Raw genomic sequence first — 19779 nt, forward strand, 5'->3', positions numbered from 1 at the left:
TTATGGCGAATTTTTACACAGACCATCCAGAGATTAAGTTCAACCTTGAAAGCTCTCCTTTGATGCAGCGCATCGTGGAACTCAAGGAAAACGGCTACGCCGACAAGGACAGCTTTGACTATGCGCCGGAAGACTACGCCGACGCGATAGACAGCTACAACCGCGTGCTCGAAGTCGCAGGCGACATCACCGCGAACACCATCTTCCCGAACTCCGAAGACGTGGACGCCGAAGGCCCCCACTGCGAAGACGGCCGCGTGCGTTACGCAAGCAAGACCTACGAAAACCTGGAAGCCACCCGCAAGGCTGGCCTCAACGGTGTCACGATGCCGCGCCGCTTCGGCGGCCTCAACTTCCCGATTACCGCCTACACGGCCATCAACGAAATGATCGCCTCCGCGGACGCCGGTTTCGAGAACATCTGGTCCCTGCAGGACTGCATCGAGACCTTGTATGAATTCGGCGACGAGGACCAGCGTTCCCGCTTTATCCCGCGCGTGTGCGCCGGCGAGACGATGTCCATGGACCTGACCGAACCCGATGCCGGTTCCGACCTGCAGCGCGTAATGCTCAAGGCCACCTACAGCGAAGCCGACAAGTGCTGGTACCTGAACGGCGTGAAGCGCTTCATCACCAACGGCGACAGCGACATCCACCTGGTGCTCGCCCGCTCCGAAGAAGGCACCCATGACGGCCGCGGCCTTTCGATGTTCATTTACGACAAGCGCGACGGCGGCGTGAACGTGCGCCGCATCGAGAACAAGCTCGGCATCCACGGAAGCCCGACCTGCGAACTTGTCTATAAGAACGCGAAGGCTGAACTCTGTGGCCGCCGCAAGTTCGGCCTCATCAAGTACGTGATGGCCCTCATGAACGGCGCCCGCCTGGGCATTGCCGCTCAGTCCGTGGGCATCAGCCAGATGGCTTACAACGAAGCTCTCGCCTACGCCAAGGACCGCAAGCAGTTCGGCCAGGCTATCGTGAACTTCCCGGCCGTCTACGAGATGATTTCCAACATCAAGGCTCGTCTTGACGCTGGCCGCGCACTCCTGTACCAGACAGCCCGCTATGTAGATATCTACAAGGGCCTCGAAGACATCGAGCGCACCCGCAAGCTCACCGACGAGGAGAAGGCTGAACTCAAGCTCTACCAGAAGCTCGCCTCTGCTTGCACGCCTTTGGCCAAGGGCATGAACTCCGAATACGCCAACCTGAACGCCTACGACAGCATCCAGGTTCACGGCGGTTCCGGCTACATGCTCGAATACGCCTGCCAGCGCCTCTACCGCGACGCACGCATCACCTCCATTTACGAAGGCACGACGCAGTTGCAGACCGTTGCCGCCCTCCCGCACATCACCACCGGCACCTACAGCCAGATGCTCGAGGAACTGGAAGCGGGCGAAGTGGCCGCCGAATACGAGAGCCTCAAGGCCCGCGCTAAGGCCATGGACGCGAAGTTCAACGAAGCCATCGAAACTGTGAAGGCCGCGAACAACAACGAGTTCACCGACCTCTGCAGCCGCCACTTGTACGAACTCGCCGCCAACTGCGTGATGAGCCAGCTGCTCCTCCGCGACGCCACCAAGGCACCCGAACTGTTCGACAAGAGCATGAAGGTGTACCTGAACCTCGCCGAAGCCGAAGTCGCGAAGCACTACAACTTCGTGAAGAGCCTCAGCGTGGAATCGCTCGACAGCTACAAGCAGGCATAAGCCTCGCTAACGCGAAATTGAAAACCCCGGCTCGCTAGAGTCGGGGTTTTCTTTATAAAATCAAATTTCTAATTGGATTCGGCGGGCTTATCGGCATCGAGAATACACCAAACATCGCTCTGCCTATACCTATGGGGTTCAGGACGGCACAACCTTGCGAAATTCCCATCCGACAGGCCCATGTTGCGTTGGATGCATTTAGCGGCCTCGTTATAGTATTTAATGTAATCATAACAAGATTCTGCTGGAGTACTTCCAGGTTTAGGGACAAAACCTTTTTTGGTACACGTATCATTTTCAAAAATCCATGTAGTTTCCACACCGATGATTTTCACGTTGTATTTTTCAATGAAAATGGTATCCACGTAGTCGGAGTTCGGATTTGCACCGACAAAGGTCACCAACGAATCGTCTTCGAACCATCTTTTTGCCCAACCATGTATGGTCGTATCTTGAGCAGGCGGAACATAGCTGGGATTTCGCACCGTCCATTGAGTAATTGTCGAATCGGTCAATTTGATTAGGAGCAATCTGGATTTAAATTCTCCATAATAAAAGGTGTCCTCGCCGACCGTCATTTTTTGCGTATAGGCATATTCATCATCATGGCAGTCTCCCCATTCATAGGTAGTGCAGTTTCGACTATCAGAAAGCAGAAGGGAATCATTCTGTTCGATAATGATATACTGATCCGGTCCATTAGTTATATAACCACCACCCAATTCTCCTTCCGGTTCATCGATGGTGTAGCAATAGCCGTTATTTTCAGGCAGAACCCAGAAAGCGTCCTTTATTTTATCGCCAAAAAGTTCCTTATGAAAAAGTGAATCCTCATCTTCTATAAGAGGTCCATAGTGATAAATTTCGGGTTCAACGCCTGTGGTATCGAAGGGTAACTTATCTATAATCGAATCTTGAGAAGGTTCTTCGGAAGAAGAACTTATTGTCGGTTCTTCAGACGAAGAACTTGCCTCAGTCTGTTCGGACGAGGAACTTTCCACAGAATCTTGTGAAGAGGAGCTCTCCGAGCCAACTTGCGGTATATCTTGTCCCGGGGCTTGAGAAGACGAATCGGAATCGCCACATGCAGCAAACAGACACGCAACAGCGCCGGCCATCAAAAACTTCTTCAGCATTCAATCCTCCTATTCTAATTTTCATACAAAATATAAAAACATTGCCTCTAAAGAGGCAACTTGTTTTTATTCTTTCAGTTCGTTATTTGATGCGATCCGAGTCACATCAATTTTTATATTACTTCTTTGTCGTCTTGATGCTGTCGTTTTGCAGTTTCAGGATGATGTCGCCTGTTTCCGGATCCATCATCATGTCAAAGCTTGAGCGGATGGTAAACTTGAAGCCCGCGACGTCATAGCTTATGTCCATTGCGTGGACCATGCACTTGTTCATGTAATCGAGAATCAGCTTGTCGCGGGTGTAATCCAATGAATTGATGACATTAGTCTCGTTTTGCTGCATCAAGGAACTCAGGTACCTGTAATGGATTTCGTAGGTGTACTTGTCTTCGAGTTCCTTGGGAATGTACGAGATTCCGCCCATGCGGAGCACCGGTGAATTCTTGGTCAGATTCCAGAACAGGAATCCGCGATAACCCGGGTCGTAAGATTTCGTATTCGTCGACACGCCCGATGCCATGAATTTTTCAAAGGCGTCTTTACGGTTAAAGTACGCTTTCATCGCCAAGTCATCTTCGGACATGAAGGCCGAAAAGATGGTGCCATACGGGGTTTTGCCAAAGACTTTACCCACATGGTAGACACGCTTGGTTTTTCCGCCAGTCGTCTTTACACGGAAAGTCAGCTGCTTTGTCGCTGTACTCCTGCTCGTCACCTGTTCCGAGATTTCGGCATTTATCTTTCCGTAATCTTCGGGGAGGATCGCGTTCTTGAAGAATCTTCCGACATAGGTGCGGAATTCTTCGATGCTGTTGCACTCCAGCATATCGAGCACGCGAGCGTTCGCATAAAGAATTTCGCCCGTCTTTAAGCTGAACAAGACTACTCCGCCGGGAACAAATTCCATGTAGTTCAACGCCAGCTGCTGCAGTTCTTCGGCATTCTTGATAGAGCCATCAATTTTTGCCTTGAGCATGCCCCTATCTTTAATAGGCGTCAAGAGGAACTGAGTGGCGCCTATACGGATGCTTTCTTTGGCTAAATCCATGTTGTCGGTCATGACAACAAATGGAATTTGGAGATTGCGCCGTTCAGCTTGGAAATTCTGGATGAGCTTGAAGCCGTCCATTTTCGGAAGGTTCGCATTAATCAAGGCAAGCGCCACATGACGCCCGTATTCAAGCAGCAAGTTGAGCGCCTGTTCGCCATTTTCGGCCAGCAGCACGTGGTAATCCGACCTCAGAATACTTTCAAGGAACGCTCTCTCTTGCGGATTAGCTTCGGCAATCAAGATGGTCTTCGTATTCGCCGGAAGTGCGACCTCCTTGCCGCGAGAAGAACTATCATGAGCACTCACATGCGTATTGCGGAAAGACAAGTCGTAAATGTGACATCCGTTATTGTCGGCAACCAGGCGCCCCCTCATAATGACGTACATGCCACGCGTCACATAGGTCACTTCACAGGGTGCCTCGTAGGCGGCCCTTTCTGCCTCGTGAAGTGTGTAGTACACCGGGTTTTCAGGATTGTTCGAAGCATCCTCGACTTCTTGGACATCCTTAAAACCGAGACTCAGGAGCTGTTCTTCGTACTGCCGATTCACAAACAGGAACTTGAACCTTTCATTCTCGAACGTCATGATCGCCCTAGGAGTATTTTCCTGATAGTCGAGACGCCCGATTTTTGAATACACGGCACGCGTGTTGCTATCTTCGATGACTATTCCCGAAGTCTCCATGTGCTCCATGGTAGCCTTCAACGGTTGCGGCTTTCCATAGTAGTAGCCCTGGACTTTTTCGCAACCGATGCTCTTCAGGAATTCCTTCTGTTCCTTGGTTTCTACACCTTCGGCCAAGGTCTTTAACCCAAGGCTTTTCGCCATGCGGACCATCGAGCTGATAATGGTGCGAGACACATCGTTAAAGTTCGAAAGGAAGGCCATGTCGATTTTAAGTTCGTCGAACTTGTAGTCCTTGAGCGTATTCAGCGAAGAATAACCGCTGCCAAAATCGTCCATCCAGACTTCGTAACCGACCTCGCGGAACTTTTCGATTTCATGCTGGATATACGAATCCGACGCCATGATGCTTTCGGTAATTTCTACACGGATGTAGTCACGCTCAATCTTGTATCTTTCAAGAATACCTTCGACTACCTCAAAAATATCGCAGCCGGTAAAGTCCAATCGCGAAAGGTTGAACGACACCGGAACCACAGGGTTGCCCTGGTCCAATTGATCGCGCATTTCTCTACAGACAAGTTCTATCACGTGGCTGTCGAGTTTATGGATTTGCTTGGATTCCTCTAATGCGCCGATAAATTCGCCCGGGTTCAAAAAGCCCTGTTCCGGATCAATCCAACGGGCGAGCGCTTCCATACCGCAAAACGTTCCTGTAATCGTTCGCACCACCGGCTGATAGTAAACCTTGATGTAGCCATTCGTAATGGCATCGTCAATGTGGTTTACCACGTAATTGTGCAACATGAGAGTCCTGTGCAGGTCTTCGTCATATTGCCGGATAAATTTGTCGCCTTTTTTCTTTTGAATGTTGCAGGCGAGTTTCGCCTTTTCAATCGCGTCGAGAATATCGCTTTCTGTATCCGTTTGGCAAATGCCCACGTAAAGGTCCATCGAAATTTTCGAAACCGTACCTTTAACGTATTTTCGAACTTTGCGCAACTTTTCTTCGAGGTTGGCAATTTCTGCAACAACGACAAAATGGTCGTTCGTGCTACGGCATACCAGGTTATCTGCAAACTGCTTTTTCAGTACGGCCGCAAAGTGAATCAAGAACTCGTTTCCGGAGCTAAAGCCGTTGGCATTGTTGTAAAGCTTCATCCCGATAATGTCGAAGAAAACCACTGCAGGGGTTTTACCTGCATTTAAAAGGCCCTCTACATAGTTTTCTCCGCGGATGCGGCAATACTCCAGATTCGGAAGCCCCGTCAGGGAATCGAAGAACCGGTCGGAATGATCGTTTACGCGCATGAAAATGGAGCGTTTGCCATTCCAGGAAATCTGCGACGCCTCTACAACCAGGTCTTTTCCCGAATACGGGCAGCGAATAATCGTCACCCCTTTTTCAAGGAGTTCTTCGACAAACAATGTATTCTGTTCGTTGGCAGGAAAGAAATATTCTTCGAACTTGATTCCCTGTTCATAGGGTCTCTTCGGCTTCCAGAAATGCGAAATAGACGGATTCACCATATAGATTTCGTGCGATTTCGCATCGAAAATCACAAACGGGTCCACCTTGGCCGTATTCAAAAGATCCACGACTACCGACGCGGGAATGTCGGATTTATCACGCAAAGTCATTGCTCCCACCTTAATTCGTATTTTCTCTCTTATCCTTTAAATTAATTGATTATTTGCAGAAATGCAAACGTTTTTTCACGTTTTGAGCCCTAAAAACAGCCCTAACACGCTATTTGCACGCAAAAAAAGGTCGCCCCGCAAAGGGCGACCCTTTTAATTTCGCTAGAGATTGCTTCACCCCTACGGGGTTCGCAATGACGTCCAAGGTTATACAGCACGGGCGCTTGCACACGTATTGGATAACCGAAGAGTCATGCGCTTGCGCAATGACGTAGGATTAGTTACCGCGTTCGAAGCGGATGAAGTTCACGACCTTCAAGCTGGAAAGACCGAGCTGCTTGGCAACGACTTCCTGGAGGTAGTCCTTGACAGAGAGCTTCTTCGGGTTCTTTTCGGACATGAAGAATTCCTGATCTTCGAGAACGATTTCCTTGAGCACCTTGGCGACGCGGCCGTCAATCTGGCGCTGCAGGAATTCAGGCTTCGGAGCCTTGCCGGAAGCTTCGATCTGAGCCTTGGCAATTTCCTTTTCCTTTTCGATCGTTTCAGCCGGAACTGCAGCATCGTTCAATGCAACCGGAGCGAAAGCAGCGGCCTGCATGGCGATGTCCTTAGCGGCAGCCTTGAGGGCAGCTTCGTCGGCAGAGCCTTCGTAAGCGAGTTCGGTGATGACACCGATCTTGCCCTTCATGTGGCTGTAAACGCCAAACACGGAATTTGCAGTCTTCTTCATTTCGGCGAACTTGCGGAAGTCGATGTTTTCCTGGATCTTGACGAGCACGTCCTGGAGCACATCGTTAATCTTCTTGCCATCGACAACGGCGTTCTTGAGGTCGTCGACAGAGGCGATAGCCTGAGTTTCGACAGCCTTCACAGCCATGTTGGCGAGAGCGACGAAGTCGTCGTTGTTGGAAACCGGTTCAGTTTCGCAAGACAGTTCGAAAGCAGCAGCCTTGTCGGCGGTTTCGATGAGGTAGATGCGGCCTTCCTTGGCGGCCTTGTCGGCACGCTTGGCGGCAACAGCAGCACCCTGCTTGCGGAGAAGTTCAACGGCCTTGTCCATGTCGCCGTCAGTTTCGGTGAGGGCCTTCTTGCACTGCATCATGCCCACGCCAGTCTTCTGACGGAGTTCGTTAACGAGGGAAGCGGTAATCTGCATATTACTTTTCTTCCTCGCCGTTGTCAAACTTCTTAGCTTCTTCCTTTTCAGCCTTCTTGTCGGCGGAACGCTTTGCAACGTTGGCGGCAATGTAGTCGATGATGAGCGTGAGGGACTTCACGGCGTCATCGTTGGCCGGAATCGGATAGTCCACGAGAGTCGGGTCGACGTTCGTGTCGCAAATGCCGATGATAGGAATGTGGAGGCGGCGAGCTTCAGCCACGGCGATCTTTTCGTGAGCGAGGTCGGTCACGACGAGGAGGCCCGGGAGGTTCACCATTTCACGGATGCCACCGAACACGGAAAGGAGCTTTTCGCGTTCGCGGTTCTTGTCGAGGACTTCCTTCTTGGAGAGAGCCTGGAAAGTACCGTCAGCTTCCATAGCGTCGATCTTGTCAATCTTCTTGATGGACTTACGAACGGTCTGGAAGTTCGTGAGCATACCACCGAGCCAGCGGTTGGTCACGGAGAACTGATTGCAAGAAGCAGCAGCGTCGAGCACGCACTGACGAGCGGTCGGCTTGGTGCCAACGAAGAGCACGGTCTTGCCAGATTCAGAGATCTTGGCAGCGGCCTTGGCGGCTTCTTCAAGGAGTTCACGAGTCTTGGAGAGGTTGAGAACGTAGATGCCGTTCTTTTCAGCCAAGATGTAGGGTTTCATTTTCGGGTTCCAGCGCTGAGTCTGGTGACCAAAGTGGGAGCCTGCAGCAAGCAGATCTTCGACAGAAGGCAGATTTGCCATAATGTATTTTCCTTTTCGGTTGTTACTACCCGGACTGCAATTAAGCCGCGAAGCACAGAGCGGACCCAGGGGTCAGGACGGTGCCACCGAAGCGACTCTCGCAAGCCGGTGATTGGTTTTACCCGGGCGTAATTGCCCGAGCGCGCGTAAATGTAGAAAAATTCTAAATTTGTGTCCATGCCCGAAAAGAAGAAAGTCCTGATTATGGTTGCAAGCCCCAAAAAGGAGCGCAGCGGAACCCTGATTCCGACCAAGGCGTTCGTAGAAGGCCTGGAAGAAAGCGGCCTGTACGAGTCTGAATACCTTTTTATCGACAAGTTGAATATCAAGCCATGCCGCGGCTGCTTGAGCTGCTGGGGTCGTGAAGACGGCAGCTGCTTCATGAAGGACGACGACGTGCCCTGGGTGCGCGAAAAGCTCACGAATGCCGACATTGTGATTTGGAGTTTCCCGCTGTACCTGTTCGGCGTGCCGGGCCAGATGAAGTGCCTGATGGACCGCATCGTGGGCATGGTGCACCCCTACATGGGCCAGAAGCTCAAGGAAGGCGACACGGCCATGAATTCGCACCTGCACGGGCTGCAGTTCCAGAAAGAAGGCCAGAAGATCATCCTGCTTTCGAGCTGCGCCTGGATGGACTTGGACGTTGTGTACGAACCGATTGTGAAGCAGTTCGACATTATCTTGGGGCACGAGGGCTACACGCTCATTGCCTGCCCGCAGATGCGTGCGCTCGACCATCGCGGCGGCCCCCGCCGACTGAACATGCTGCGCGAAAAGTACCGCAAGGGCGGTGCGGAACTTGCCGCCACCGGCAAGCTTTCGAAAGAAGCGATCGACCTGATGCAGAAACCGATTTTTAGCGACGAGGCTTACGAGACCCTGGTCGTCGAATTCGTGACGCACATGTTCGACCGCGACGATAATTTCTAAATCAGATTCCTATGGGGTCTGCCCGAACCAATACGTCATATACAAACGGAAGCGCAATTCGCTGATGTCTGTCGACTTGTATTTATCGGTTTCCTTGAACATTCCCAGGAACTCGTAGCCGGCTCTTAAGCCGAATTCAAAGCCGTCATATTTCCAGCCAAAGGCAAACATCGCATCAAGCCAAAAATCGTTCGCATAGTCTATTTCATCATCTGAGTAGATTTCATCGTCGCCTAATTCGACTTTTTCTTCGACAAACGGGAACCGAAAACACGGGCCCACCGCCACGAAAAAATTGTCCGTCGCAAAATAGTCCCACAACACGGTAATTTCCCAAGCATTCGTCATGACAGAATCCTTAACCGTGCGGTGCTGGTATTCATATTCGCTAGAAAAACCGAAAGCACCATCGACACCTAGATCCACAAGCACCGACATTCTGCTTGCCACAGGGAACGCCATTCGGAAAGCAACACCAACCCCAGCCGACCAGTTGTCATCGTAAAGGTCAGCGTCTTCCCCGGTCATATAAGACGGTCCAAGGCCCAACATGATGCCCATGCTGAATTTTTGGAAAGCCCCGACACCAGCCAAGGCGGGAGTTGCGAGAAGCAAAGACAGAAGAATGATGACAATTCTATTTCGCATAGCTCTCCACCGGGATTTCAACGGCACGATCATTCACTCCGCCGGACAGAATAAGCGAATCGGGAAGCGGATTTACATTCAAGTACACGATTTTCTGAACGGGCACGTTCAAGAATTGCGCTATCTTAAAAGATTCCTTCGTTTCAAAATTGATGTCCATGGGTTCCACGACAATTGCCCCCGGTTCTACGGTCCAGTAATGTTCGGTATACGAAGTATCTACCAGAGTCACGGATTTCTGCTGAACAGTATTCGCATTATTTTTTTCGAGGACGGCACTTATATCTATAGAAAGTGCGGCACGATTTTTCTTGGCATCCGAAACAGAAAAGCTGATTTTTCCATTTTTGTCGGCATAAAGAATGTCTTTAATGACGATGGTCGTGTCATGCTTAACCCACTCGTCTCCAACATAATAGCCCGTCAGCGTAACCGTATTGATAGAGTCTTTCGACTTGTTCAGGTTCATTACGGACGGCACGTATGTATCTCCCTTCATGTAAGGAATATCATCCTGTAAATACGACATCAGGGATTTAGCCTCTCCCGTATTCTCGTTCTTGACTTGCAACGTAAGGAACGAGGCTTCCTTAAACCCATAGTAGGTATCAAAATAGGTACAGCCCGTATTAGGGTTACAGCCACTCAGTTCGGATTTTTTCAACAAAAAATTGCCCAGTACGATTCCGCAATTTTTCGACTTGGAATCAACGCGGCAACGCAATGCAAAGTGAATAGAGGAAAAGTCCGTAAGGAGCGCCTCATTTTCCTTTTCTTCCCAGATGATATAATGTTTATCACCGCTGTCCAGGCCACAGGCAGCAAGCAAAAAAGAAACAGCAAATAATAAGGCTAGCTTTTTCATCAAAATTAAATATAAACTATAATGCACAGAAAAGAAAAGTTATTTACAAAAAAAGGCCTCCGCAAAGCGGAGGTCTTGTGAGCCTCAAGCGATTCGTATCAACGAATCGTGGAGGCGAAAGTGAGGCGATATCATATTCCTGGATTTGCAACAGAGCCGAACGGTCTTGTAATAACAGAAAAACCCTGGCATAGCCAGGGTTTTTCGTAAAAGCAAATTCGCAGATTAGCGCTTGCTGAACTGGAAGTGCTTACGAGCCTTCTTGCGGCCGAACTTCTTACGTTCAACGGCACGAGAGTCGCGAGTCATGAGGCCTTCCTTCTTGAGGGCGGGCTTGACTTCGGCGTCGTTAGCAACCAGTGCGCGGGAGATGCCGAGACGGACAGCGCCCATCTGGCCAGCGATGCCACCGCCACGAGCGGTAACTTCGACGTCCCATTCTTCCGCGTTGCCGAGGATGGCGAACGGAAGGTTAGCAATCATGTTCTGCACTTCAGAATGGAAGTAATCCTTGAAATCACGACCATTGATAGTGCGCTTGCCGGAACCCGGCTTCAGGATCACAGCAGCGATGGCGTTCTTGCGACGGCCAGTGCCGCGGTAGATCTTCTTAGTTTTTGCGGTAGCGATAGAGGTATCCTCCGTTCTTAAAGTTCTACAACTTCAGGTTTCTGCGCAGCGTGCGGATGTTCGGCGCCGGCATAAATTTTGAGCTTCTTGATCATCTTGTGACCGAGAGCGCTGTGCGGGAGCATGCCCCAGATGGCAGCTTCGAGCGGTGCAGTCGGGTGCTTTGCCTGAAGGTCGGCAAAGTTGATCCAGCGTTCACCGGCAATGTGACCGGTGTGGTGGAAGTACTGCTTCTGCAGGTTCTTGTTGCCGGAAACAGCAACTTTTTCAGCGTTGATCACAACCACGAAATCGCCAGTGTCGACGTTCGGGGAGAAGATGGCCTTGTGCTTGCCCATCAGGAGCTTTGCAACTTCAGAGGCAACGCGACCCATAGGCTTTTCGGCGGCGTCCACAAGCTTCCACTTGCGTTCGACGTTCTTCGGGTTTACCGTAATGGTCTTCATGTAAATCCTTTTTGAGTTATTCCGGAGCAAAGTCGCCCCGTGAAATGCTGCGCTAAATTTAGAAGAAAAATTGCGGCTTTGCAAGGGTAAAAAAGTACGATTTTTCAAAAAATCCGCGCCATTTTAGGCATTTTCATTCTATCAATTGATAGAGTTGTATTAATTGTAATAATAAAAATCGCATTTTGAGAGCACAAGAAGCCTATGCTGACCTGCGTCAGCATGACGATGGACGACAGGTTCAGCATGACACGGTCCGCATTCAAGGCGTGAAAACGCAATAGGGCCGAGCATGCTTTTGGAAAGCCGTAAAAGGAGATCCCGCATCTCCGTGCGGGAAGACAATAAGGCGGTGAAACGCGATAGAGACGAGCGGTCTTCGTGAGCCACAAAGCCCCAAGCGTTAAGCTGGGGCGGTGGCGAGAGCGAGGCGATATCACATTTTCATGACAGCAACAGAGCCGAGCGGGCTCTTTATAGCCGAGCGGGCTCATAACAAACAAACTCCGAAGCGTCCGCTTCGGAGTCCGTTGTTTGGTGTATTGAGTACTCTAATTATCTCGTCACTCTTACAGACTGCATCTGGCCAGTGGTACGGCTGCGCAGGTAGTAGATGCCGGAGCTCTTCACAGCGCTGGAGTGCTGGAGGATTTCCTTGGCGGCATCGAAACCGTAGGCAGTGAGCACGCCCATGTGGACACCGTTCTGGTCGAACACATGGTAGTCCTGACGGCTGTTGTTGTCAAGCTGGATGCTCGGCTGCACGAACTGCGGTTCGTCACCAGCAGCAGAAATCTGGAACCAGTCGACGTCGATATAGCCCTTGGCAATTTCCATGGTGAGGATCTGTTCGCCCTTTTCAAGCGTAATCGAACCGGAAACTTCATCAAAAGAAGTCCAGGAAGTACCAGTGTATTTCAACGAATCAGATACGACCTTGTCGCCGACCTTGAATATCACAGCACCATCACCGTCTGCAGCAACAGCGGCCTTTACTTTAAACGTGCCAGCAGAAGCAGGGTTAATGGTATACTGGAAGTAGTTACCTGTGGGATTGCAACCGAGAACAAGACCACCGTTCTTTTCGCCAATGTTTACAGATGTACCCTTTCTATATTCCGTATTCCAGGTATCGCTGCAATCACCACTGACAGAGTAAGAGTTGTTGCCAGCGCCCTTGCCCGGAATGTCGAAGTCTTCGGCTTCAATCTTGCTCGACAAGTCAAACGCCTTACCCTTGAACGGAGTCTGCGGTTCCGGTTCAGGAGGTTCGCCACCACCCGCGAGACCGGTCGTGTTGACGCCCTTGTTGCTCTTCAGGTATTCCTTGAGCCAGGTCATGGCCGCACGGTCCTTGTTGTCCCTGATAATACCGGACGTACCGTCATTCCACGTTGCACCGTAGATATAGCCCCAAATGGTGATACCGGCAATATGTTCGTTCTCCATAAAGTAGGAGATCTGTTCGGAGTAGCACTTCTTCTGGACGTTATCATCGCTTGTGAAAATATCGTATTCAGAGATGAACATCGGCATCTGGGTCTTGTTCCAGATTTCTTCGATGGTGCTCTTGAGCGTGCTAAGGCTCAAACAGGAGCCGCCACCACCGGTACCGCCAGCGCCACCGCCCTGGCTCATCATGTCGTGGGCCTGCAAGCCGTAGGCATCCACCGGAGTACCAGCCTTTTTAAGCTTGTTAATCAGGTCAATACCTTCGTTCTTTTGCCACTGAACCGTGTTATAGTCGTTATAGATAAGGATTGCTTCCGGCCAACGTTCGCGAGCCATCTTGAACGCCGTTTGCACGAATTCGTAGTTACCGTTGTCACCACCGAGGGCTTCAATAATATTGTTATTGCCTTGACGGCCATAATTGGAATGGTACTTACCATCCGATGTCTTGATGGCTTCGTTCACCACGTCGATCATTTCGAGGTCCGGATAATGCTTCTTGACAGCATCCATCCAGTTCGTGATGGCCGTCTTGGTATCGGCCGCGCTAAGACCGTTCAACCAGTTGGGGTACTGGGAACCCCACACCAGGGCGTGGAACTTGAAGTGACCACCATTGTTCTTAGCCCAGTTATAGGCAGCATCGCAACCACTCCAGTTGTAGCTGCCACGGGAGCCTTCGATAGAGGCCCACTTACATTCGTTTTCGGCCGTAATCTGGTTCCACAATTGCGTAAAGTCGCTGCGGACCTGGCCACGAGTTGTAATGTTACCGACGAACTTCGCTGCACCATCGGCCAAGCCGGGTCCCGCGAAGGAGAAAGTTGTTGCTGCAAGAGCAACAGCAGCAACTTTCGTTGCTGTAGAGATTATCTTTTTCATATCCACACATCCTTTTTGATGGTTTTTCATCCCAAAAACCATTATTAATATATCCCCTAAAAAGGGCGTTTTTTCACGGAAAAAGGGGATTGTCATGGACAATATGTCCATAAAAGCGTAAACAAAAGGAAACAAGTCCCGGAACATTCGCCCCGGGACCCGTTGTTTGGTGTATTGAGTTTTGAAATTTACCTAGAAATTCTCACAGACTGCATTTTTCCGGTCCAGCGGTTACGCAGGTAGTAGATACCGGAAGCCTTGATGTCGCCCGTGTTCTGGAGAATTTCGGCAGCGCCTTCGAAACCGTAGGCCGAGAGCACGCCCAAGTTCACGCCGTGCGCATCGAACACGAAGTAGTCCTGCAGGCCGTTTTCATCGATCTGGATGCTCGGCTGGACAAACATCGGATCATCTTCAATTTCAATCGGTTCGGGGTCGGTAGCATCTTTACCCTTCACGAAGGTGAAATAGTCGATGTCGAACCAGGAGCCAGTCACCGTCATGCGGAGGATATGCGTGCCGGCCGTGAGGGACACGTTAGCCTTGACCTTGTTGTAGTCGTCGTAGTTTTCTTCGCCGGACTTTGCTGCAGGAACAGTAATCACGTTGGTGAGTTCCTTGCCGTCGAGAGAAAGCTGGAAGCTGGAAGTCGAACCTGCGGCAGCCACGGCTGCGAACATGGTGTAGTCGCCCGCTTCTTTTACGTTCACGGTGTATTCGAGCCAATCGCCTTCGCTGTTGTAGCCCACGATGACGCCGGTCGCCTTCTTGTAGAGGTCGACACCTGTCGTGTCCTTGCGGTAATCCTTCACGTCGCCGTGATTTTCGATATCGCTTTCGCTGTAAGAAACGTTACTCACGCCATTGGTTTCGCCGACACCGGAAATATCAAAGTCTTCGGCTTCGATTTTGCCCGGGATGTCGAATGCAGAGCCCTTGAACAACTTGCGCGGCACAGGTTCGACCGGAGTGAGCACACCCGTCTTGAGGCCAGTCGTGTTCACGCCCTTGTTGCTCTTGAGGTACTCCCTCATCCACTTCAAAGCGGCGCGGTCCTGGCCATTCTTGACAATGCCGGAGCAGCCACTCGCAGTGCCGTTACAGTCGAGCCAAGTGCGACCATAAATGTAGCCCCAAATGGTAATGCCGGCAATGTGTTCGTTTTCCATGAAGTGAGAAATCTGTTCGGAGTAGCACTGCTTCTGGATATTGTCATCGGTTGTCGCGATGTCGTATTCGCTGATGAACATCGGGGTCTGGGTCTTGTCCCAAATTTCCTTGGTAATGCTCTTGAGCGTATTGATGTTCAAGCAAACGCCGCCGCCACCGGTACCGCCCTGGCCACCGCCCTGGCTCATCATGTCGTGGGCCTGCAAGCCGTAGGCGTCAACCGGAGCACCGTTTTTCTTGATGGTCTGGATAAGCTGAATGCCCTGATCCTTGTTCCACTGGACGGTGTTGTAGTCATTATAAATGAGGATAGCCTTCGGCCAACGTTCGCGCGCCATTTTGAAGGCCGTCGTTACGAACTGGTAATTGCCACCATTATCGCCACCGAGTGCCGGAATGATGTTGTTGTTCTTGCCATAAGGAGAATGATAGCTGTTGTTGCCCGTGCGGATAGCTTCGTTCACCACGTCGATCATTTCGAGATCGGGGTAATGTTCCTTGACCGCATCGAACCAAGCGGTAATCGCCTTCTTCGTTTCGTCTGTGCTAAGGCCATTGAGCCAGTTCGGATACTGGGAGCCCCACACCAAAGCGTGGAACTTGAAGTGACCCCCGTTCTGCTTTGCCCAGTTATAGGCAGCATCGCAGGCACCCCAGTTGTAACGGCCACGAGTACCTTCGACGGAACCCCACTTACAGCCGTTTTCGGCCGTAGCCTGGTTCCAGAGCGCAGTAAAGTCTGAGCCGACACTATTACTCTGGGTAATGTTACCAATGAACTTGGCTGCGCCATCGGCAAGGCCGGGGCCAGCGAACGACGGAACGGCACAAGAAAGTGCGACCGCCAAAGCAGAGAAAGAAAGTTTCTGTTTCATGAAACCACATCCTTTTTTAAAGTTACACCATGCTCCTATAAAATTATCTCGGCAAAGGCGGAATCGCTCACGGTCTTCAAGGATTTCCATTGATAAAATATCCATAATAATGTAAAGAGCAAGAAACGAGCCCCGCAGCATTCGCCGCGAGGCCCGTTGTTCGGTTTATCTTTTCAAGAGAGAAATTAAGAGTGAAATAGAGCCGAGCGGCCTTATTTCGTTATTTTCACGGACTGCATTTGGCCGGTGGTACGGCTACGCAAGTAGTACACGCCAGAAGTCTTGACGGCGCCGGAATTCTGGAGAATTTCCTTGGCGGCATCGAAACCATAGGCCGAAAGCACGCCCATGCGCACGCCCTGCATGTCGAACACATAGTAGTCCTGCAAGGTATTGTTGTCGAGCTGGATGCTCGGCTGCACAAACTGCGGATCGGCATTGGCGCCCTTCAGGAATTCAATGTAGTCGATATCGAAATACTGCGTGGTCACATCCAGGCGGAGAATATGCTTGCCGGCCGGAAGGGTCACATTAGCCTTTGCAGTGGTATAGTCGTCAAAGCTTGTGCCGGAAACCGAGAGTTCACCCACGGACTTGCCGTCGACAGAGAGGGTGAAGGCGGCAGAACCATTGGCAGCGACAGAAGCGATTGCGGTATATTCGCCCGCTTCGTCAATATTGACTGTATATTCGTACCAGTCGCCATTGGTATTGTAGCCCACAATGTTGCCCGTTGCCTTCTTGTAGATGTCGACATCAGGTGCGTCGGTCTTACGGTAGTCGGAATCGCCGTGGTTTTCGGGATCGCCATCGTTGTAAGACACATTGCTTACGCCGTCGGTTTCGCCGACACCGGTAACATCGAAGTCTTCGGCTTCAATCTTGCCCGGAATAGCAAGATCCTTGAACGCCTTGCGCGGTACCGGTTCAGGCGGGGTGTAAGGTTCTGCATTGTTAAGGCCCGTTTCATTCTTGCCGTCGGCAAGGTGGTTCTTGAAGTAGTCCTTGAGCCAGGTCATGGCCGGACGGTCAGAACCATTCTTGATAATGCCGGAGTTTCCGTTCGTGGTCCAAGTAGCGCCATAGACATAGCCCCAAAGGGTAATGCCTGCGACCTGCTTGGATTCCCAGAAGGCCGGAATCTGTTCGGAATAGCGCTGCTTTTGCTGACTGTCGTTGTCGGTACCGATATCGTATTCGGTAATGTACAAGGGCATCGGTTCGCCCTTCGCATTCTTGACACTCGTCTGAATTTTGTTCAAGGCGCTCTTGAAGTCATTTACGTTCATGTCGGTCAGGTCATGCGCCTGCTGGCCGTATGCATCGACCGGGGCACCCTGCTTCACGAGCTTGTTCACGAGGTCGATACCTTCGTTGATCTGCCAGCGGAACGTGTTATAGTCGTTATAGATAAGGACTGCCTTCGGCCAGCGTTCGCGCGCCATCTTGAACGCCGTGGCCACGAATTCGTAGTTGCCGTTGTCGCCGCCGAGAGCCGGGATAATGTTGTTGTTCTTGCCGTAGCCGGAATGGTAGCCGCCGCCCGATTTAATGGCTTCGTTCACCACGTCGATCATTTCGAGGTCGGGATAATGTTCGGCCACCGCGTCGAACCAGGCGGTAATCGCCTTCTTGGTTTCTTCGGTGCTCAGGCCGTTGAGCCAGTTGGGGTACTGGGAGCCCCACACCAGGGCGTGGAACTTGAAATGTCCGTTATTCTTTTTTGCCCAGTTGTAACAGGCATCGCAACCGGACCAATTGTAACGGCCGCGGGTTCCTTCGATAGAGGCCCACTTACATTCGTTTTCGGCGGTAATCTGGTTCCAGTAGGTACCAAAATCGCTTTGAACTTGGCCGCGGGTAGTAATGTTACCCAGGAATTTGGCACCACCTTCTGCAAGCGGAGCCGCCTGAGCCATGGTTGCAAACGAAGCAGCCAAGGCAATCGTAGAGAGAATAGTCTTCTTCATGAACCAACATCCTTTTTAAGGTGTAACAGCCAATGATAAATCTACCGCGAAAAAGGCCCAAAAGCCCCCCCTTGGGCAAACAGTTCCATTGACAAAACATCCAAGGGCAGGTAAACATTGAAAAACAAAGTCGTTTTAAAACGCTTTTTACACGGAAATGTGTAAGATTTATTCGTGGTTTCGCAAACTTTACGTAAAATATATTGCATTTCAGCAATAAATGTGTAAATTTATTATGGAGTGAAAACAAAAGGGTATCATAAAAAAGGAGTATTTATGCGTAACCCCAAATTCGCAAGTATCGCTAGCCTGGCACTGTTCGGCTTGTTCAGCAGTCAGGCTTTTGCCTGGAGCATTGACGGCGTGGTCAAATCCAAGGTTTCCGGCCGTTTGCTCGGCGGTGTAAAAATCAACACATTCAACTTCGGCGGCTATGAAACCACTAGCGCCGAAGATGGCACATTCCGCCTCAGCAGCGATGACAACACGGGCATTGTCGCCAACGCCTACACCGCAAATGTCGCCCTCCACATGGAAGGCAACATGCTCACCATTTATAACGCTGACGCACGTTCTCTCAGCGTGTCCGTGATCAACTCCCTTGGCAAGGTTCTCAAGAAGAACAACATCGAAAACGTCCAGGGTATCGTCTCCCTCGACTTGGGCAAGCTTGCGAAAGGCGCGAAGTTTATCCGCGTCAGCGCAGACAACCGTAACAGCACCTTCATGCTGACCGACAAGGGTGCAGTCAAGGCTCTCAAGAAAGAAGGCGACCTGCTGCCGATGCTCCAGTTCGCGCTGGATGGTTATGCCAACTTTGTCTACCAAATGCAGAGCGAAACCGAGACCGGCGTGACCATCGAAATGGTAAGGCCCTCTGCCGACGCTTCTTCCAGCTCTGAAGCTATTGAACCGCCGAAATCTTCTAGCTCTCAACAGGTTGAACCGCCGAAGTCTTCCAGCAGCAACGCTGGCAGCGATGAACCTGTCGTAGTCGATTGCTCCGGCAAGACTGCAAAGGTCGGAGACAAGCAAAACATGTCCGTGACCGTCGACGGCAAGCAGCGCACCTTTATTATGCACATCCCGAGCGCCTACACGGGTGACAAGCCCGTACCGCTCGTTATCGACTACCACCCGATTGGCGGTTCCGGCAATGGCGAATTCGGAAGTTCTCCGTACAAGGCCAAGACTGACCCCGAAGGCGTAATCACGCTTTACCCGGACGGCACCAGCAAACCGGGTGGAATGGGTAACGGCTGGAACGTCGGCCCATGCTGCTCCAACGATGACGACGTCAAGTTCTCTTACGCAATGATTGACAAGCTCAAAGAAATCGCCTGTATCGACCCGCAGCGTATTTACGCAACCGGTTTCTCGATGGGTGGCGGCATGAGCAACCACGTGGCTTGCATGATGTCCGACGTCTTTGCAGCAGTCGCTCCGGCAGCTATGGACTTGAACAAGACCAACAGTGCACAGTGCAAGATGTCTCGTCCGATCTCTGTCATCAACTTCCGCGGTACGAATGACCCGGTCTGCAAATATCAGGGCGGCGATAGCGGATTCAACGACGGCCTGAACTTCCTCGGCGCCGAAGGCACCTTCAGGTTCTGGGCCGAAAAGAACGGCTGTACCGGGGCTCCGACCAAAAATTCCAACGGTTGCGATGAATACTCCAACTGCCAGGATGGCACGAAGGTCGTGCTCTGCACCAAGCAGGGCGGTGGTCACGACTACGGTGACGCAAGCATCGGCTGGCCGTTCCTGAAGCAGTTCACGCTCCCGGCAAGCTTCGTGAAGTAAGTTCTCTCTCACAAACGAATCTTAGTACTCC

General features: G+C 51.2%; 14 protein-coding genes. 3 read left to right on the forward strand and 11 right to left on the reverse strand.

Annotated features, from left to right (window positions below):
• Positions 1 to 2 precede the first annotated feature (2 nt).
• On the forward strand, positions 3 to 1715 hold the full coding sequence (locus tag B7989_RS08240) for an acyl-CoA dehydrogenase family protein (protein ID WP_088628039.1): 1713 nt from the start codon (positions 3 to 5) through the stop codon (positions 1713 to 1715).
• Between the two features lie 68 nt (positions 1716 to 1783).
• Here B7989_RS08240 and B7989_RS08245 read toward each other — a convergent pair whose 3' ends face one another.
• The 4 genes from B7989_RS08245 to rpsB form a co-directional block, all read right to left on the reverse strand.
• A complete protein-coding gene (locus B7989_RS08245; RefSeq protein ID WP_088628040.1) occupies positions 1784 to 2851 on the reverse strand; it encodes a hypothetical protein in 1068 nt (355 codons plus the stop codon).
• A gap of 118 nt (positions 2852 to 2969) precedes the next feature.
• The gene (locus tag B7989_RS08250; RefSeq protein ID WP_088628041.1) at positions 2970 to 6170 is read right to left on the reverse strand and encodes an EAL domain-containing protein; all 3201 of its coding nucleotides are present in this window, start codon (positions 6168 to 6170) and stop codon (positions 2970 to 2972) included.
• Between the two features lie 277 nt (positions 6171 to 6447).
• Positions 6448 to 7329, reverse strand: a complete 882-nt coding sequence (gene tsf / locus B7989_RS08255; protein ID WP_088628042.1) for a translation elongation factor Ts — start codon at positions 7327 to 7329, stop codon at positions 6448 to 6450.
• Between the two features lies 1 nt (position 7330).
• The gene (rpsB, locus tag B7989_RS08260; protein WP_088628043.1) at positions 7331 to 8071 is read right to left on the reverse strand and encodes a 30S ribosomal protein S2; all 741 of its coding nucleotides are present in this window, start codon (positions 8069 to 8071) and stop codon (positions 7331 to 7333) included.
• Positions 8072 to 8248: 177 nt separating this feature from the next.
• On the opposite strand from rpsB, the gene B7989_RS08265 reads away from it, so the two are divergent.
• Positions 8249 to 9004, forward strand: coding sequence for a flavodoxin family protein (locus B7989_RS08265; RefSeq protein WP_088628044.1), 756 nt, complete (start codon positions 8249 to 8251; stop codon positions 9002 to 9004).
• A gap of 9 nt (positions 9005 to 9013) precedes the next feature.
• Here the strand turns inward: B7989_RS08265 and B7989_RS08270 are convergent, their stop codons facing one another.
• From B7989_RS08270 to B7989_RS08300, 7 genes are all read right to left on the reverse strand, one after another.
• On the reverse strand, positions 9014 to 9652 hold the full coding sequence (locus B7989_RS08270; protein ID WP_088628045.1) for a hypothetical protein: 639 nt from the start codon (positions 9650 to 9652) through the stop codon (positions 9014 to 9016).
• Positions 9642 to 10517, reverse strand: a complete 876-nt coding sequence (locus B7989_RS08275; protein ID WP_144264999.1) for a hypothetical protein — start codon at positions 10515 to 10517, stop codon at positions 9642 to 9644. The genes B7989_RS08270 and B7989_RS08275 overlap by 11 nt, the downstream gene beginning before the upstream one ends.
• 225 nt (positions 10518 to 10742) lie before the next feature.
• Entirely contained in the window at positions 10743 to 11147 is a 405-nt protein-coding gene (gene rpsI, locus B7989_RS08280) for a 30S ribosomal protein S9 (RefSeq protein ID WP_088628047.1), read from the reverse strand.
• A 17-nt stretch (positions 11148 to 11164) separates the two neighbouring features.
• Positions 11165 to 11593, reverse strand: a complete 429-nt coding sequence (gene rplM / locus B7989_RS08285) for a 50S ribosomal protein L13 (RefSeq protein WP_088628048.1) — start codon at positions 11591 to 11593, stop codon at positions 11165 to 11167.
• Positions 11594 to 12148: 555 nt separating this feature from the next.
• Entirely contained in the window at positions 12149 to 13927 is a 1779-nt protein-coding gene (locus B7989_RS08290) for an endo-1,4-beta-xylanase (RefSeq protein ID WP_088628049.1), read from the reverse strand.
• Positions 13928 to 14115: 188 nt separating this feature from the next.
• On the reverse strand, positions 14116 to 15972 hold the full coding sequence (locus B7989_RS08295; protein WP_088628050.1) for an endo-1,4-beta-xylanase: 1857 nt from the start codon (positions 15970 to 15972) through the stop codon (positions 14116 to 14118).
• 212 nt (positions 15973 to 16184) lie between these two features.
• Positions 16185 to 17942: an endo-1,4-beta-xylanase gene (locus B7989_RS08300; protein ID WP_088628051.1), complete on the reverse strand. Its 1758-nt coding sequence runs from the start codon at positions 17940 to 17942 to the stop codon at positions 16185 to 16187.
• 276 nt (positions 17943 to 18218) lie between these two features.
• On the opposite strand from B7989_RS08300, the gene B7989_RS08305 reads away from it, so the two are divergent.
• Complete coding sequence (locus tag B7989_RS08305) at positions 18219 to 19748, forward strand: PHB depolymerase family esterase (protein ID WP_088628052.1); 1530 nt, start codon at positions 18219 to 18221, stop codon at positions 19746 to 19748.
• The last annotated feature ends 31 nt before the right edge of the window (positions 19749 to 19779 follow it).

Origin of the sequence: Fibrobacter sp. UWB5 (genome assembly GCF_002210295.1) — a bacterium.
Classification (GTDB): domain Bacteria; phylum Fibrobacterota; class Fibrobacteria; order Fibrobacterales; family Fibrobacteraceae; genus Fibrobacter.